Here is a 17,256-nt window from a genome sequence, read left to right on the forward strand (position 1 = left end):
CGCTCTTATGGTGGCCGTGGTCGGAGCCGTGGTTAGCTCGAGTCCATCGCGTGCCGACGAGGAGCGGAAAAACCTGCAGCTTGACGTCGTCATCAACGGCGCTTCCATCAAGATGATCGCGAGCTTCGTCGTTCTTGATCAAAATCGAATCGGAGCTACGCCGCAGGAACTGAAGGAAATCGGCCTTCGTCTCAGCGGGTCTCACAATCCGGATGAAATCGTCCCGCTCGACGATATTCCGACCGTATCCTACGATTATCTGGAACGCACCCAGACCATTCGAATCACGGTGGATAACCGATATCGCATCGGTCAAACCTTCGACCTGAGCGGAGCACCTGCCGCATCATTGGTTCGAACGCAGGCCGCCTGGGGAAGTGTCCTGAACTACGATTTGCTGAGCTCTTCCAGCGACGTGCGCAGCTTTTACGCTTCCAACGGCAATTCCTTGACTCTCGACGGCCGGGTGTTTTCGCCCTACGGCACATTTCAACAATCGGCGATCGTTCGCTCCGGTCCCGGTCGACCGACCGATTTCGTCAGGCTCGACACCTCGTTTCGATATTCCGATCAACAGAGGATGATCACCTATGTCGCAGGTGACACCATCAACGGCGGCCTCGCATGGTCGCGTCCGGTTCGGATCGGCGGGTTTCAGGCACAAAGCAACTTCCTGCTGCGACCCGACCTCGTCACCATGCCGCTTCCTTCCCTGGGCGGCAGCGCGGCGGTGCCCTCGACAGTCGATGTGTACGTCAACAACATGAAGACCTTTACCCAGGAAGTGGCCGCGGGTCCTTTCAGTGTAAATAACGTTCCGCTCATTTCCGGCTCCGGTAGCGCCGAGTTGGTGATACGCGATGCTGCTGGTCATGAAACAAGATCGACGTCACCGTTTTATGCGTCCTCGAATCTGCTGGCCCCGGAACTGACGGCATGGTCGGTGGAAGCCGGATTACCTCGCCTCTCTTATGGCTCGGATACGGATGTCTATGTGAATTCGCCGATTGGTTCGGCAACTCTGCGCCGTGGGATCTTCGACTGGATGACACTGGAAGGCCACGTCGAGGCTGCTTCCGGTCTTGCGAATGGCGGAGCCGGGGCGGTTATCAGAACGGGAGCCTTCGGAGTAGCCGGTGCGGCCCTGTCGGCGAGCACCGGCAACGGAAATTCAGGACTCCAGACCTATTTCTTTTACGAGACCCGCTTGTTTGGATTGAGCATCTCGGCGAGCTCCCAGCACACGTTCGGGTCGTACGAAGATCTCGCTTCGACAACCGCCCGGCTCTCGATTTACACGTTGAATCCGCTGCAAAACTATTCCGGGTTTTTCAATTATCTATCGCCCAGCTACTTCGCGGCGCTGCCGGCCAGCAGTACCGCAGCGGCGAACGCTGCGATTTACACCAGCGCTCGGCCGCCGCTTGCGCTCGACCGAATTACGTTCAGCCCACCGCTTCCTCTTGACGAAAAAACCAATGTGAGCGCGAGCTTCATTCATTTGCTGGACTGTTCCGGAACGCTTTCGAATATTGCGACGGCGACCGTCACACGCTCATTACCGTTCAACGCATCCGCTTTCGCGACCATATTCCGTGATTTTGGAACCACAAAAAACACGGGAGTATTTGCCGGATTGACTATTCCGATCGGCCCGCAGGCTTCGGTCTCGACCGGGGTCTCCAGGGGACCAGGCGGTATCACCGGCAGTGTCGATGCGGTTCAATCGCTCGGGCCCGAACCTGGCAGCTACGGCTGGCGCGTGCGTGAAGCCGACGGGGCAATGACCGATCGTCTGGCAGCCGTGTCTTACCGATCGAACTACGGAATGATCCAGGCGGGTGTCAGTCAGACCAATTCAGGCACCAGCGCCGCGTTGGAATTGCGCGGGTCGATTACCTCGATGGGCGGTGACGTATTTCTTTCAAACTGGGTCGACGATGGATTTGCGGTCGTCAACGTCGGAGTTCCCGGGGTGACGGTTCTCCACGAAAACCGTCCCGCCGGCGTGACCGATTCCCAGGGCATGCTGCTGGTCCCCACACTTCGCGCCTATCAGACAAACAAGATCGAGGTCGATCCGGTCAATCTTCCCGTCGATGCCGAGATCGAGAGCACGCACGAGGTTGTCACCCCGGCCGACCGCGCCGGAACACTGGTTAAATTTCAGGTCCGCAGTGACCGCTCGTCTGCCCTTGTCACCTTCGTACGGCCTGACGGGCGGTTTGTGCCGGCCGGAGCCAGAGGCCGAATCGACGGCGGCAATGAATTCATCGTGGGGTATGATGGCCAGGCATTCATCAGGGACCTCGGAGACACCAATCGCGCGTCGATTGAAACACCCGACGGCTCATGTGGTGCGGAATTCCCGTTCACCGCGCGACCAGGCGAGCAGGTTCAGATTGCATCGGTTGTGTGCCGCTGACGGCCCGTTCCGCGTGATTCTTCCGGATCACGTCTAGAACGTGATCGTTGCTATGACCGTGTCTGAATAGGTTCCGACCGCGGGCACGACCTGAGGGGGCACGCGCCCATAGACGGTTACATTCTGATTGGAGCCGGTGCCGGTCCCAAGCACGCAGGTCCCCGCTCCATTTGTGCAACTGGACGCCGATGTTGTTGTGCTCCAGGCCGCAGAACGCGCGGCATCCGTATAGAGATTATAGCTGATGTGGTTCGATGCACCGTTGAGCATTCGGCGCTGACTGCCGCTCGCGTTGGCTCCGCTGTCCAGGCCGATCGAATAGGGGGTTGTGTTGGTGCATTGAACCGTGAGCGTTGCGACCGCATCCACGTTCGATGTCAGCAGCGATGCGCTTCCAAAGTTGAGGGGAGTGGCCGACAGATTGCAGTTCGCCAGGATGGTGGCCACCCAGGGCGACGAACCGGCATTGACGAAATTTCCCGGGTTGGCCGAACAGTTTGGACTAGCAAGAAGGTATGCAGCCCCGGCAAGCGCGGGCGAGGTCGTGTTCCAGGTATAGGTTCCCGGAACGGCTGTTTGTTGCCCGGCTTTGATTCGACCATAGACGGTGAAATTATGAGAAGCGTTGGAGAGAAGGGGAATGGTCAAATTGAGACTGACTCCCGCCGCGCCGTATTGGGAGGTTCCATAACCCCAGGAGCCCCAGACCTGGGTCCGTGCGGCGTCAGAATAGAGTTCATGCTGAATTGTATTGGCCCCGCTCCCCATGTACCGGATCGAGGAATTGCTGTTGGGCGACCCTTGGTCAAACTGGACGCATACGTTGTAGGTGCAGCCCAATGGCGAAAGGCACCCCGTACAATTGACGGTGAACGACGACGTCGTATCGGTGGTACCACCGGATAGAATGTTGACCGAACCGTAATTGCCGGCGGCGGCAGAGACCGAACAACTCTGCGCGTTCGCGCGACACGCGAACATCGTCATCGCGGCAAGCAATACCCAGACGGTGGTGGTGCCGCGCTGGAAGGTGCGCGCGAGATCGGAATTCAGATTTGCCGGCGAACGCACCACGTTGATCGTTCCCCAAGGAGATCGACTGGTCGAGGTCAGCGCAAGCTATCCCGGGTCTCGCCGCCGGCAAGGTCGACCCCCACCGACTCCCGGTCGAGGCCGGCGCAATTGAGATAGAGCGCCAGCTTGCAGGAATTGCAGGAGGCGCCGATGCAATGGAGCCGGTACTGCGCCATCGCCTTACGCGAATTTCGGCTGCACGGCAGGTTCGCCTGTCAGCCGCGCCCGCTCGGTGTTGGGCCATAGCAGCAGCAGGCCGATCACACCCGAGCAGGCCATGATGGCGGCGTTGATGGAGAAGCCTGTCATGTAGCCAGCCATCGGTGTGCCGGCATGCTGGATCACGTTTCCCATCACCTTCGGCGCCAGGATGCCGGAAGTCGTGTACAACGCACCGTAGATCGCAATAATTGCGCCGCGCTGCGACACCGGCGTGAACTCGCCGAGCATCGGCGCGCAGACCACGTAGATCGAACCGCATAGTCCGGAGCCAACCACCAGCAGCGCGATCATCAGCCAACCGGGCGCGACAAGCGGCAGCGTAGCGAGAATGCAGCCACCGACAATCAGCGGGACCGAGCCAAGCACACCGCGCGCGCCGCGGGTGGTGAAGCCGCGCGACAGCATCGACTGCGATATCCAGCCGGTGAGGATCACGACCACCGCACCGAAGACCCAGGGCAGGATGGAGACGTAGGTGGCCTGCTGTTGGTTGAAGCCCAGCCCTTCGATGATAAAGGATGTGAACCAGGTGAGCCCGAGCGAAAGCGCCCAATAGGCACCAAAGGTCGCAGCGACGCAGCCGATGAAAGTGCGCGACGTCAGGAGCCTCCAATAGGGAATCCGCGGCTCGTCGGCGACCGCCACAGTGACCGGCACCAGCGGCCCTTCCTTACCGAGCACGAACCAGACGGCAGCCCAAAGAAGGCCGACGATGCCGAGTGCACCGAAGGCCAGATGCCAGCTGTAACTGCCGATGATCCAGCCCAGAGCGGGCATCGCAAGGATCACACCGAAGGCCGAGCCCTGTGACAGGATCGCGGTCGGCAACGCGCGCTTCTCATCGGGGAACCATTTGTAAACGGCGTGGATGGCAACCGCCGCCGCCGGTCCTTCACCGGCGCCGAGGATGATTCGGCAGATCGTCAGCGTCGTGAGGCTGACAGTCCCAACCATCGGAAATTGCGCCAGCGACCAGATCACCGCCATGATCAGCAGCACCCACCACGTCGACGCGCGGTTGACGATGAAGCCGACCACGATCGCCGAGATCGAGAACAGATAGAAAAAGGACGACCCGAGGTCACCGAACTGCTCCTGGGTGATGCCGAGCTCGGTCTTGATCGGCACGCCGGCAAGCCCGACCACGATCTTGTCCGCAAAGTTCACCACCATGAACAGGAACAGCAGGAAGGTGATCTTCCAGGCACCCTCGGGGGTCTTCCCAGGCGTCGGTTGTGCGGTCATGTCTGGCTCCCCGTCGTATCGTTATGGGCTCTGTGAGATCGGCCCTGTCGGGGATGCTAGCCACGCCTCGCCGCGCAACGCAACACCGCATTTCCGCGGGGCGAGCGGCTTTCGCCACGGAATTCCGGGCCACGGTTTTGCGCCCGCGGCGACCGATCACGATCGCGTCGCGCCGTCATTGAAACGGTGATCTGGCATGACCCGGCTGCTATGCTCAGGACAGTCAAAGTCCGGGGTATTTTCATGAACAGATCTATTCGTCGCGCGGCCTTGAGCACCGCGCTCGCAGCCATCGCGCTGCTCGTCGTGCAAGGCGTCCACGCGCAAGACGCCGCGAACCCGGATTATGCGGCGATCGTCGCCGCGCCCGACCGCAGCGATGCCGACCGCCAGGCCGATCAGCGACGCCAGCCCGCCAAGATGCTGGCCTTTGCCGGCGTCAAGCCGGGCATGACGATCCTCGACGTGGAAGCCAACGCCGGCTACAGCACCGAATTGCTGGCACGCACCGTCGGCCCCTCGGGCAAGGTCTACGCGCAGGACTCGGCCGCCGTGATCGAGCGCTTTGTCAAGGACAAGTTCGATACCCGCGCGCAGAAGCCGGCCATGAAGAACGTGGTGCATGTGGTGCGCAACTTCGACGACCCGATCCCGCCAGAGGCGACGAACCTCGACATGATCACCTTCTTCTTCGCCTATCACGACATCACTTACATGGAGGTCGATCGCGCCGCGATGAACAAGAAGATGTTCGCCGCGCTGAAGCCCGGCGGCTTCCTCGTCATCGCGGACCACTCCGCCAAATCAGGCGAAGGCACCAGCGTCGCCAAGACGCTGCACCGGATCGAGGAAAGCACGCTGAAGCAGGAGGTCGAGGCCGCCGGCTTCAAGCTGGCCGCCGAGGGCGATTTCCTGCATCATGCCGAAGACCCCAGGGACATTCCCGTCTTCAAGGCGCCGGTACCAATCGACGAATTCGTCCTGAAGTACCAGAAGCCACAGTGAGGCCCGGCCATCGCTTCGCCTGACCAGACCACCGCCGTGCTCCGCGTCACAGGCCTGACCAAGAGCTACCGCACGGCGAGCGAAGATGTCGCCGTGCTGCGCGGCGTCGATCTTGCCATCGGAGCGAGCGAGAGCGTGGCGCTGACAGGCGAATCCGGCAGCGGCAAGAGCACGCTGCTGCATCTGATCGCAGGCCTCGACGCCGCCGACAGCGGCGAGATCAGGCTCGCCGACACGCTGGTCTCCAGGCTGAGCGACGCCGGTCGCGCCGAATTGCGCCGTGACCGGCTCGGCCTTGTGTTTCAGCAATTCAACCTGATCCCGAGCCTGACGGTCGCGGATAATCTCATCTTCCAGTCGCGCATCGCCGGCCGGCACGATCCGGCATGGCATGACGAACTGGTCGACCGGCTTGGCCTCGCCCCGCTGCTGAAGCGCTATCCCGAGCAATTGTCCGGCGGCCAGCAGCAGCGCGTCGCGATCGGTCGCGCACTGGCGCCGAAGCCGCTGTTGCTGCTGGCGGACGAGCCGACCGGCAATCTCGACGAGGACACCGCCGACGAGGTGCTGCGGCTCGCGCGCGATCTGGTTGTTCGCACCGGCTGCGGCTTCCTGATGGTCACCCACAGCGCGCGGCTGGCCGCGACGCTCGACCGCCGGGTCAATTTGCATGCCGGGGTGATCGCGTGAGGCGCGTGTTGTGGGTGCTCGCCGTGCTGCTCAGCCACTGGCGGCGGCATCCGATGCAGCTCGCCACCTTGCTGATCGGGTTGATCTCGGCCACCGCGCTGTGGAGCGGTGTGCAGGCATTGAACCAGCAGGCGCGCACCGCCTACGACCGCGCCGCCGCGACCTTCGGCGGTTCGCGCACCGCGATGCTGGTGAGCAAGGACAGCGCGACGTTCCCGCAAAAGCTGTTCGTCGATTTGCGGCGCGCCGGCTGGCCGGTGTCGCCGATGCTCGAGGGCCGCGTCCAGATCGACGGGCGCAGCTACCGCCTGCTCGGCGTCGAGCCGGTGACCTTGCCCGCCGAGGTCGGCAGTGCGCCGGCGCTCGCGCGCGGTAGCCTGCAATCCTTCGTCGCACCGCCCGGCGAGATGCTAGTGGCGCCGGAGACACTGCGCGATCTCGCGCTCGGCGAAGGCGCAAGCGCACAGGCCAACGGCATCACGCTGCCGCCGCTGCGCGTACAGCCGGAGCTCGCACCCGGCGTGCTGGTCGTCGATATCGGAATCGCGCAAACCATCCTGAAGCTGCCCGACCAGGTCTCGCGGCTGTTGATCGGAAAATCGAAAGCACCACGGGCGTCGCTGGACGCTGCCGCCGGCGACAAGCTCCGCCTGGTCGAGCCGAGCGCGGAGAGCGATCTCGAACGCCTGACCGACAGTTTTCATCTCAACCTCACCGCGTTCGGCCTGCTGTCGTTCTTTGTCGGCCTGTTCATCGTCAACTCGGCAATCGGGCTTGCCTTCGAGCAGCGGCTGCCGATGCTGCGCACGTTGCGCGCCTGCGGTGTCTCGGCGCGGATGCTCAACACCGTGCTGGTGATTGAACTGGTGTCGCTGGCGCTGGTCGCCGGCTTGATCGGGCTGGTCTGCGGATATGTCATTGCGGCAGCCTTGCTGCCCGACGTCGCCGCGTCGCTGCGGGGGCTCTATGGCGCGCAAATCCCCGGCCAGCTTTCGCTCAAGCCGGCATGGTGGCTCGCCGGAATCGTCATCAGCATTGTGGGCGCGCTCGCGGCGGCCGCTGTGAGCCTGACCAAGGCGATTCGAATGCCGGTGTTGACGACGGCGCAGCCGCAGGCCTGGCAGCAGGCGCAGCGGCGCTGGCTCAAGTTCCAGAGCGCCGCGGCCCTCGTCGTGTTCGCGATCGCCGCGGGGCTGATCTGGTTCGGCGATTCCCTGATCGCAGGCTTTGCCGTGCTCGCCGCGATCATGCTTGGCGCCGCGCTGATCCTGCCGATGATTCTGAATATTGCGCTGGCGCTCGGCGAACGCAGCGCGCGACAACCGGTCGGCATCTGGTTCTGGGCCGACAGCCGGCAGCAACTCTCCGGATTGTCCCTGGCGCTGATGGCGCTGTTGCTCGCGCTCGCCGTCAATGTCGGCGTCGGCACCATGGTGGACAGCTTTAGCCGCACCTTCCTGGTCTGGCTCGATGGCCGGCTCGCCGCCGACGTCTATGTCAGTGCCGCAAGCGACACGCAGGCCACGCAAATCAAGGCGTGGCTGCGCGACCGTCCCGAGGTCGAGGCAATCCTGCCCGGCGGCCGCGCCGAAACGCAATTCGCTGATACACCGATCGAGGTGCTCGGCCTGCCCGATCACGCGACCTATCGCGACAGTTGGCCGTTGCTCGAGCAGGCCCCAAACGCATGGGTCAGGCTGCGCCCCGGTGATACTTGTCTCGTCAGCGAGCAACTGTCGCGGCGGATGAAGCTTAGCCTCGGTGACCGGATCGAAGTGCCGGCCCCCGGCGGCAACTGGCCGCTCGAGATCGTCGGCATCTATGCCGATTACGGCAATCCCAAGGGCCAGATCGCGGTCAACTTTGACGCGCTGACGCGGCGCTTCCCGCAAGTGCCGCTGACGCGAATGGGCCTGCGCGTGGCGCGGAACAATATCCCGGCGCTGATCGCAGCGCTGCAGGACAAATTCGGCCTCGACGACCGCAACGTCGCCGACCAGGCGACGATGAAGGCGGAGTCGAAACGGATATTCAACCGCACCTTCTCGGTCACCGCAGCGCTCAACGCCTTCACGCTCGGCGTCGCCGGCATCGCGCTGCTGACCAGCCTGCTCACGCTCGCCAATTCACGGCTGCCGCAGCTTGCTCCGCTGTGGGCGATCGGCCTGACGCGGCGACGGCTCGCCGCACTCGAGCTGTTGAAGACCATGTCGGTCGCACTGATAACAGCGCTGTTTGCGCTACCGCTCGGCCTGCTGGTCGCCTGGTGCCTGCTTGCGATTGTCAACGTCAGAGCGTTCGGCTGGCGGCTGCCGTTCCACGTGTTCCCGCTGCAGCTGATCGAGCTGCTGGCGGTGGCGCTTGTCGCCGCGCTCTGTGCGGCCGCGCTCCCGGTCGCTAGACTGGCCCGCATGCAGCCGGCCGCCCTGATCAGGATTTTTGCCAATGAGCGCTAGCCGCCTCATCACTCGGCGCGCCTTTGCCGGCGGCGCGTTGGCGCTTGCTCTTGGCGGGAAAAGCTTCGCGCAGGGCTTTGCCGGCCTTGGCGAGAGCGCCGAAGGATTTGCGACGGTCACACCGGGCAGGCAACTCGTGTTTCCGCCCGATCACGGTCCACATCCGGACTTCCGGATCGAGTGGTGGTACGTGACCGCGAATCTTGCCGACACCAATGGCGCAGCCTATGGCGCGCAATGGACGCTGTTCCGGCAGGCGATGAAGCCGGGCCTGCCGGTCGAAGGCTGGGCCAATCAGCAGGTCTGGATGGGCCACGCCGCCGTCACCAGCGCCACGACGCATCGCTTTGGCGAGACGCTGGCGCGTGGCGGCGTCGGTCAGGCCGGCGTCGAAGCCGCGCCGTTGCACGCCTGGATCGACGCCTGGGAGATGCGCGCCGCCGCCGACCCATCCAACGCAGCAACCGTCGCGCCCCTTGAGCTCAAGGCCTCAGCCGCCGATTTCAGCTACGCGTTGCGCTTGAAGGCGGATCGCTCGCTGGTGTTGCAAGGCAACCACGGCTACAGCCGCAAATCCGATCGCGGACAGGCGTCCTATTATTACAGCCAGCCGTTCTTCGCGGCGTCCGGCCGCATCACCGTCGACGACAAGCCGGTCGATGTCACCGGCCGCGCCTGGATGGATCGCGAATGGAGCAGCCAACCGCTGGCGCCCGACCAGACCGGCTGGGACTGGTTCTCGCTGCATCTGCCCAACGACGAAAAGCTGATGCTGTACCGGCTGCGCCAGACAGACGGCCGGGAAAGCCTGTTCGGCAACTGGATCACGTCCGACGGCCGCTCGACCGAGATCGCCGCCGCCGGCAACAGCATCACCCCAACGGCCACCACCGAGATCGATGGCCGCAAGCTGCCGACCTCATGGCACGTGAACCTGCCTGCGCGTGGCCTAGCGATCGAGACCACGCCGCTCAATCCGAAGAGCTGGATGGGCACCAGCTTTCCCTATTGGGAAGGCCCGATCCGCTTTACAGGTAGCCACGCCGGAATTGGCTATATTGAAATGACCGGATACTAAGAACAACAACGAGGGGCGCCTGACATGTACCACACCACGGCCATCATCACCTGCCTTGCGATCGCGTTCTATCTGTTCACCTCGACCGAGGTGTCGCGCGCCCGCGTGCGTTACGGCGTCAAGCTGCCGGCGACCACGGGCAATCCGGATTTCGAGCGCATCTACCGCATTCAGATGAACACGCTGGAATGGATGCCGGCCTTCCTGCCATCACTCTGGCTGTTCGCGATCTACGTTGGCGACGCTGCCGCGGCGGCACTCGGCGCGATCTGGATCATCGGCCGCATCGTCTACTTCATCGGCTATCGCGAGGCGGTGGCAAAGCGTGGCAGGGGATTCGCCATCCAGGGGCTTGCGGTCGTGGCGCTGTGGATCGGGGCGATCGGCGGCGCGGTATGGCGGTTGGTGCACGGCTGACGCCGCCCAAAATTTACGACCCGCGAAGATAATCTCTCGCACGTCATTCCGGGGCGGTCCGTAGGACCGAACCCGGAATCTCGAGATTCCGGGTTCGATGCTTCGCATCGCCCCGGAATGACGCTTCACTTTACTTCGTCAGCGGGCAGCCGCTGTCCTTGGCGCTGGGAAAAGCTTGATCGCCGGGTATCACGGCGAGTTGCTTGTAGTAATCAAACGGCTTCTTCGACTCCGAGGGCTTCTTGACCTCGAAAAGATACATGTCGTGCACCATGCGGCCGTTCTCCAGCACCTTGCCCTGCGCGAAGGCGTCGTCGACCGGAAGCTCCTTCAGCTTCCTGGTTACAGCTTCGGTGTCCTTGGTACCGGCGGCCTTCACTGCCTTCAGATAGCTCAGCGTCGCCGAATAGGTGCCGGCATGGATCATGCTCGGCATCCGCCCGGTGCGCTTGAAGAAGCGCTCGGAGAAGGCGCGGCTCTTGTCGTCATGGTCCCAATAGAACCCCTCGGTCAGCACCAGGCCCTGCGCCGCCTCGAGCCCGAGCCCGTGAACCTCGGCGAGCGTCATCAGCAGGCCGGCGAGCTTCTGGCCCTGCTTGACGATGCCGAATTCGGCGGCCTGCTTGATCGAGTTGGTGGTGTCCTGGCCGGCATTGGCGAGACCGACGATCTTCGCCTTCGAGCTCTGCGCCTGCAGCAGGAAGGATGAGAAGTCCGACGAGTTCAGCGGCACACGGACCGATCCGAGCACCTTGCCGCCGGCGGCGGTGACGATCTCGCTGGTGTCCTTTTCCAGCGCGTAGCCGAACGCATAGTCGGCGGTGAGGAAGAACCACGTGTCGCCGCCCGCCTTCACCAGCGCGCCGCCGGTGCCGACTGCAAGCGCATGGGTGTCGAAGGCCCAGTGGAAGCCATAGGGCGAGCAGGCGCTGCCCGTGATGGCGGACGTCGCCGCGGCGACCACGATGTCGATCTTCTTCTTTTCCTTCGACAGATCCTGGACCGCCAGCGCCACCGACGACGCCGTCAGCTCGGTGATCATGTCGACGCCATCGGCGTCATACCAGCGGCGCGCGATCGCAGAGGCGAGATCCGGCTTGTTCTGGTGATCGGCGGTGACCAACTCGACCTTCTGGCCAAGCACCTCGCCGCCGAAATCCTCGATCGCCATCCTGGCGGCTTCGACCGAATATTTGCCGCCGTAATCGGCGTAAACGCCGGACTGATCGTTGAGGACACCGATCTTGACGCCTTGCGCCGACGCCGGCACCGCAAGCAACAGGCTGCACGCAGCAACGGCGGCCAGAAATCCCGACAACAATCCCGATTTCATTTATGTTCTCCCAGCAGTTTCTATCAGGAAAAATCGGCGTGACGTTATTTTATAACCCTGCGTCTGCCCATCTATTTCCGATCAGTCAAAGGTATGGGCTTGCCTCGTCATTCCGGGGCGCGCCTCTTGGCGCGAGCCCGGAATCCATTTCTCCGCAGAGCGCGTGGCCTGATGGATTCCGGGCTCGCGCTTCGCGCGCCCCGGAATGACGGTGGAGAGGTCCGCGGGCAACCTCACCCCGCCGCGGACGCCGTCGTCTCAACCGGCTTCGCCTCGTTCTTCCCCTCGGCCAGGTTGCGCACCACCATGTAGAAGATCGGGGTGAAGACCAGGCCGAACAGCGTCACGCCGAGCATGCCGAAGAACACGGCGACGCCGACGGCCTGGCGCATTTCCGAGCCTGAGCCGGTCGACACCACCAACGGCAGCACGCCGAGGATGAAGGCGAACGACGTCATCAGGATCGGCCGCAGGCGCAAGCGACAGGCTTCGATCACCGCCTCCAGCCGCGGCTTGCCCTCCAACTCGATATCGCGCGCGAACTCGACGATCAGGATGGCATTCTTGGCGGCCAGCCCCACCAGCACCACGAAGCCGATCTGGGTCAGGATGTTGACGTCCTGCCCCATGATGCGAACGCCGATGGTGGCTGCGAACAGGCACATCGGCACGATCAGGATCACGGCGAAAGGCAGCGTCCAACTGCCATATTGCGCAGCCAGCACGAGAAAGACGAACAGCACGCAGATCGGAAATACGTAGAGGCCGGCACTGGCGCCGTTGACCTGCTGATAGGACAGGTCGGTCCAGTCATAGGCGAAGCCGCTTGGCAGCGTTTCGTCGGCCAACCGCTTCATGATGTCGATCGCGGTCGCCGAACTGGTGCCGGGCAGCGTGTCGCCCTGCAGCTCGGAGGCTGGATAGAGGTTGTAGCGCGCGACGCGGTCGGGGCCCGAGATGTCCTTGAAGTCCACGACGCTGCCGAGCATCACCATGTCGCCATTGGCGTTGCGGGTGCGCAGCCGCGCCAGGTCGGTGGTCTCCTTGCGGAACGGCAGATCGGCCTGCGCGGTGACGTGATAGGTGCGCCCGAACAGGTTGAAGTCGTTGACATAGGTCGAGCCGAAATAGGTCTCGATCGTGTCGGTGACATTGGCGATGGGAACGCCGAGCTTCTGCGCCTTGACGCGGTCGATATCGACGAACACCTGCGGGGTGTTGGCGGTGTAGGGCGAGAACACCGACGTCAGTCCCGGCGCCTTGCGCGCGGCGCCGACGAGTTCGTCGGTGGCGGAGGCAAGCAGTTGCGACCCGCGGCCCTGACGGTCCTGGATCCGCATCGCGAAGCCGCCGCCGGTGCCGATGCCGGGCACCGCGGGCGGCGGGATCACGATGATGAAGGCGCCCTGGATTGCCGACAGCCGCTTGCGCAGCTCGTTGGTGATCAAGGTCGCGCTCTGCCCCTTCTTGGCCCGCAGTTCCGGCTCGTCGAACACCGGGAACAGCGCCGCAGCGTTGCTCGCCTGCGTCCGCGTCGCGCCGGAGAAGCCGGCAAACGACGGCACGCGGACCACGCCGGGCACCTCGAGCGCGATCCGCTCGATCTCGCGGACAACCTCGGTGGTGCGGGTCAGCGACGCCGCGCCGGGCAGTTGCACCGACACGATGACGTAGCCGCGGTCCTGCGCGGGAATAAAGCCTTGAGGCGTGGTGGCGAGCAGCCAGCCGGCACTGCCGATCAGGACCACATAAAGCAGCAGCATCACCACCGAGTGGCGGATCACAAATGACGCGGTGGCGCCATAACCGTGCGCCAACCGATCGAACACGCGATTGAACACGCCGGTAAAGGCAGACCAGCCGCGCGCGAGCACGTTCCATCGCGCCGGCGGTCGCTTGTCCTCATGCGGAACCAGGATCATCGAGGCCAGTGCCGGCGACAACGTCAGCGAGCAGAAGCAGGAGATCGCGGTCGCGACCGCGATCGTGACCGCGAATTGCTGGAAGAACTGCCCGGAGATGCCGCCGAGGAAGGCCGTCGGCACGAACACCGCGCACAGTACCAGTGCGATCGAGACCAGCGCGCCGCCGACCTCCTCCATAGTCTTGAGCGCGGCATCGCGCCGGCTCAGGCCATGTTCGAGATGTCGCTCGACATTCTCGACCACCACGATGGCGTCGTCGACCACGATGCCGACGGCAAGTACGAGACCGAACAAAGTGAGGTTGTTGATGCCGAAGCCGAGCGCGGCCATCACCGCGAAGGTGCCGACCAGCGACACCGGGATCGCGATAATCGGGATGATTGCGGGCCGCCAGCCCTGCAGGAACACCAGCACCACCACGACCACCAGGATCATCGCCTCATAGATGGTCTTGATCAGCTCGTGGATCGACTGGGCAATGAACTCCGTCGGGTTGTAGCCGATGTTGTAGTCGAGGCCCTTGGGGAAGCTCGTCTTGAGCTTCGCCATGGTGTCATAGATGCCCTTGGAGGTCGCCAGCGCATTCGAGCCCGGCCGCTGCGTCACCAGCATCGCCACCGCCGACTTCTTCAACAGGAAGCTGTTGGTGCTATAGGCCAGTGCGCCGAGTTCGATCCGGGCGACGTCGCGCAGCCGCACGGTGCGGCCGTCGCTGCCGGCCTTGACCACGATATTCTCGAATTGCGAGACATCCTTGAGCCGGCCGGTAAAGGCGAGGTTCGGCGAAAAGGCGCGGTCCGCGATCGGCGGCTCGGCGATCTGGCCGCCGGCGATCTGCAGGTTCTGGGCCCGGACCGCCGAGATCACATCGCCCGAGGTCATGCCGAGATTGGCGATCTTGTCGGGGTCGAGCCACAGCCGCATCGAATAGTCGCGAGCGCCGAAGATCGTGATGTCGCCGATACCATCGAGCCGCAGCAGCTGGTCGCGCACCTGCAGCAGGGAATAGTTCGAGATGTAGAGCTGGTCGAACGTATCGTCCGGCGACAGCATGAACACCACGAGCAGGATGTCGGGCGAGTTCTTCTGCGTGACGACGCCGTTGCGTTGCACCTCCTCGGGCAGCTGCGGCTGCGCGATCGCAACGCGGTTCTGCACCAGCACTTGGGCCTTGTCGAGATCGGTGCCGAGCTTGAAGGTGACGGTGATGGTCAATTGCCCGTTCGAGGTCGCCTGGCTGTAGAGATACAGCATGTCCTCGACGCCGTTGATCTGCTGCTCGATCGGGGCAGCGACGGTGTCGGACACGGTTTGCGCGGAGGCACCTGGATATTGCGTGGTGACGGTGACGGTCGGCGGCACCACCTGCGGATATTCCGAGACCGGCAACGTGGTGTAGGCGATCGCGCCGACGATCAGCAGCACGATCGACAGCACCATCGCGAGGATGGGCTGGTTGATGGAAAGCCTGCCGAGATTCATGGCTTGGCACCTGCCGGTGCCTTTTCAGATCCCTTAGCGAGTTGCGGGGTCACCTTGGCGCCGACGCGGGCGCGCTGCAGGCCATCGACGATCACGTGATCTTCCGCCTTGAGGCCTTCGCGGATCACCCGCAGGCCGTCGTCGAGCGGCCCGAGCACGACCGGCCTGGCCTCCACGGTATTGTCGTCCTTGACCACGAACACGATCTTGCGCGACTGGTCGGTGGCAACGGCGGTGTCGGGGATCAGCAGCGCCTCGTAGGGCGCGGAGCCGATGATCCGGACCCGGCCGAACTGGCCGGGCAGGATCGAGAGATCGCTGTTGGGGATGATCGCGCGGCTGCGCAGCGTCGCGGTCGAGACATCCAGGCGGTTGTCGAGGAAGTCCATCTTGCCCTCATGCGAGGGCTTGGTTTCGCCGGTCAGCGTCACCTGCACCGGATTGGCGGTGTCCCGCGAGCTCGGACGCCTGCCTTCGAACCAGAGCTTGCTGTTGCGCTGATAGGTCGCTTCGTCGACGTCGAAATAGATGTAGATCGGATCGAGCGACACGATCGAGGTCAGCAGCGTCGCGCCGCTCTCGCTGCCTTGCACGAGGTTGCCGGGCGTTACCAGATGCCGGCTGACGCGGCCGGTGATCGGCGCGATCACATGCGCGAATTCGATATTGAGCTGGGCGGCCTTCAGCACGCCCTCGGCCTGAGTCTCGGCGGCGCGCGCTGCCTGCAACGCCTGGCGGCGCTGGTCGACGACTTGTTCCGAGACCGCGCTGGTCTGCACCAGGCTCAGGCCGCGCTCGAGATCGCGCTTGGCGAGTTCCCCCTTGGCGCGTGCGTCGGCGAGCTGGCCTTCGGCCTGCTGCGCGACGGCCTCGAACGGGCGCGGATCGATGGTGTAAAGCAGATCGCCGGCATGGACGATCGCACCGTCCTTGAACTCGACGCTGTTGACGAAGCCGCCGACGCGCGCGCGGATCTGGACCTCCTCGATCGCATCGAAGCGGCCGGTGAACTCATCCCAATCGGTGACCGTGCGCTTGACCGGCTGCGCGACCGTCACGGGCGGCGGCGGAGGCGCGGCTGCCTGCGATTGTGCCTTGTCATCGCAGCCGCCAAGCGCCAGCGCGAAGACAAGACCGATCGGCGCAACACCGCGCCACACGAGGCTGCGCAGCGCGTGGCGATCGAGGCCGTTCGCCGGAGCCGGATACTCTGTTCTGCCAGTCACACTCAATTCCGTCTCCCCAAGGACTCGACCGTCGCGATTGAAATTGCAGTGATTTGACTCAAGGTAGGTCGCCGTAACATCGCCGCGGCGGACGTCACAGATGTGACCGCCCCCCAGTCTGTTCAAGACGCCCGCCGGATCAAGCAAAATTGTTGCGCAGTCTGAAAGTCTTAGACCCTGCTCGTGCGGCGAGATCGATTGGAATGATCAGGATCGCTGACCCATCGAGCCGATAAATCACCACCTTGCTCCATCGTGGAACAATCACAAGGCGAGCGCGTGACACACGTCTGTCACATCACATCGATCCTCGTGTGCGCCGCAAAGGATATTGAGCGACGGGCGCCAGCATGCGGCCGATTGAAGCACTCTACCTCCCGGTGCGGAGAACCCATCAAGGTTACCGGCAGGCCTTCATCCGGACATACATTGACACATGGACGCATCGCCCATACGGTCATGGTTGCCAAAGAGTGAATTTTGTTGGCCGCCGCGTTTTTCTTGAACATTCAATGGGTTTCAGTCGCGGCGTGAGTGAGGCGACTGCGTTATGGCAAGTGCATTTCAACTGGCTGGCGTATTTGCGCCGACGGCGCGGCCTGCTCGTGTTTCCGGCCAACCCAAACAGCCCCCTGCACAAAGCACTGACGATCAACCTCGACGTGTGAACGGGTTCAC

The 17,256-nt window shown here is 63.5% G+C and carries 12 protein-coding genes; 7 read left to right on the forward strand and 5 right to left on the reverse strand.

Translation table 11 applies throughout. The features are described from left to right. The first annotated feature begins 7 nt into the window (after positions 1-7). Complete coding sequence (locus UP10_RS30310) at positions 8-2,425, forward strand: fimbria/pilus outer membrane usher protein (RefSeq protein ID WP_050043850.1); 2,418 nt, start codon at positions 8-10, stop codon at positions 2,423-2,425. A gap of 33 nt (positions 2,426-2,458) precedes the next feature. Here the strand turns inward: UP10_RS30310 and UP10_RS30315 are convergent, their stop codons facing one another. Both UP10_RS30315 and UP10_RS30320 read right to left on the reverse strand, forming a co-directional pair. Next, positions 2,459-3,499, reverse strand: a complete 1,041-nt coding sequence (locus tag UP10_RS30315; RefSeq protein ID WP_044590836.1) for a Csu type fimbrial protein — start codon at positions 3,497-3,499, stop codon at positions 2,459-2,461. Positions 3,500-3,679: 180 nt separating this feature from the next. After that, positions 3,680-4,966, reverse strand: coding sequence for an MFS transporter (locus tag UP10_RS30320; RefSeq protein WP_044590837.1), 1,287 nt, complete (start codon positions 4,964-4,966; stop codon positions 3,680-3,682). 243 nt (positions 4,967-5,209) lie between these two features. Between UP10_RS30320 and UP10_RS30325 the strand changes: the two genes are divergently transcribed. From UP10_RS30325 to UP10_RS30345, 5 genes are read left to right on the forward strand one after another with little or no spacing between them, the layout of a single operon-like run. Continuing rightward, positions 5,210-5,971: a class I SAM-dependent methyltransferase gene (locus tag UP10_RS30325; protein WP_044590838.1), complete on the forward strand. Its 762-nt coding sequence runs from the start codon at positions 5,210-5,212 to the stop codon at positions 5,969-5,971. 36 nt (positions 5,972-6,007) lie between these two features. After that, positions 6,008-6,661: an ABC transporter ATP-binding protein gene (locus UP10_RS30330; protein ID WP_082077311.1), complete on the forward strand. Its 654-nt coding sequence runs from the start codon at positions 6,008-6,010 to the stop codon at positions 6,659-6,661. Beyond that, positions 6,658-9,117, forward strand: coding sequence for an FtsX-like permease family protein (locus tag UP10_RS30335; protein WP_044590840.1), 2,460 nt, complete (start codon positions 6,658-6,660; stop codon positions 9,115-9,117). Before UP10_RS30330 ends, UP10_RS30335 begins: the two co-directional genes overlap by 4 nt. Continuing rightward, on the forward strand, positions 9,107-10,195 hold the full coding sequence (locus tag UP10_RS30340) for a lipocalin-like domain-containing protein (protein WP_044590841.1): 1,089 nt from the start codon (positions 9,107-9,109) through the stop codon (positions 10,193-10,195). Before UP10_RS30335 ends, UP10_RS30340 begins: the two co-directional genes overlap by 11 nt. Before the next feature lie 24 nt (positions 10,196-10,219). Then, positions 10,220-10,612, forward strand: coding sequence for an MAPEG family protein (locus UP10_RS30345; protein WP_044590842.1), 393 nt, complete (start codon positions 10,220-10,222; stop codon positions 10,610-10,612). Positions 10,613-10,742: 130 nt separating this feature from the next. Here the strand turns inward: UP10_RS30345 and UP10_RS30350 are convergent, their stop codons facing one another. The 3 genes from UP10_RS30350 to UP10_RS30360 form a co-directional block, all read right to left on the reverse strand. Then, positions 10,743-11,933 carry an ABC transporter substrate-binding protein gene (locus UP10_RS30350; RefSeq protein ID WP_156180371.1) on the reverse strand — a complete coding sequence of 397 codons (1,191 nt, stop codon included), beginning with the start codon at positions 11,931-11,933 and terminating at the stop codon, positions 10,743-10,745. A gap of 245 nt (positions 11,934-12,178) precedes the next feature. Next, positions 12,179-15,352, reverse strand: a complete 3,174-nt coding sequence (locus tag UP10_RS30355) for an efflux RND transporter permease subunit (protein ID WP_044590844.1) — start codon at positions 15,350-15,352, stop codon at positions 12,179-12,181. Then, on the reverse strand, positions 15,349-16,524 hold the full coding sequence (locus UP10_RS30360) for an efflux RND transporter periplasmic adaptor subunit (protein WP_044590899.1): 1,176 nt from the start codon (positions 16,522-16,524) through the stop codon (positions 15,349-15,351). The genes UP10_RS30355 and UP10_RS30360 overlap by 4 nt, the downstream gene beginning before the upstream one ends. 527 nt (positions 16,525-17,051) lie before the next feature. Between UP10_RS30360 and UP10_RS44650 the strand changes: the two genes are divergently transcribed. Then, on the forward strand, positions 17,052-17,246 hold the full coding sequence (locus UP10_RS44650; protein ID WP_156180348.1) for a hypothetical protein: 195 nt from the start codon (positions 17,052-17,054) through the stop codon (positions 17,244-17,246). The last annotated feature ends 10 nt before the right edge of the window (positions 17,247-17,256 follow it).

Origin of the sequence: Bradyrhizobium sp. LTSPM299, from assembly GCF_000938235.1 — a bacterium.
Lineage (GTDB): Bacteria > Pseudomonadota > Alphaproteobacteria > Rhizobiales > Xanthobacteraceae > Bradyrhizobium.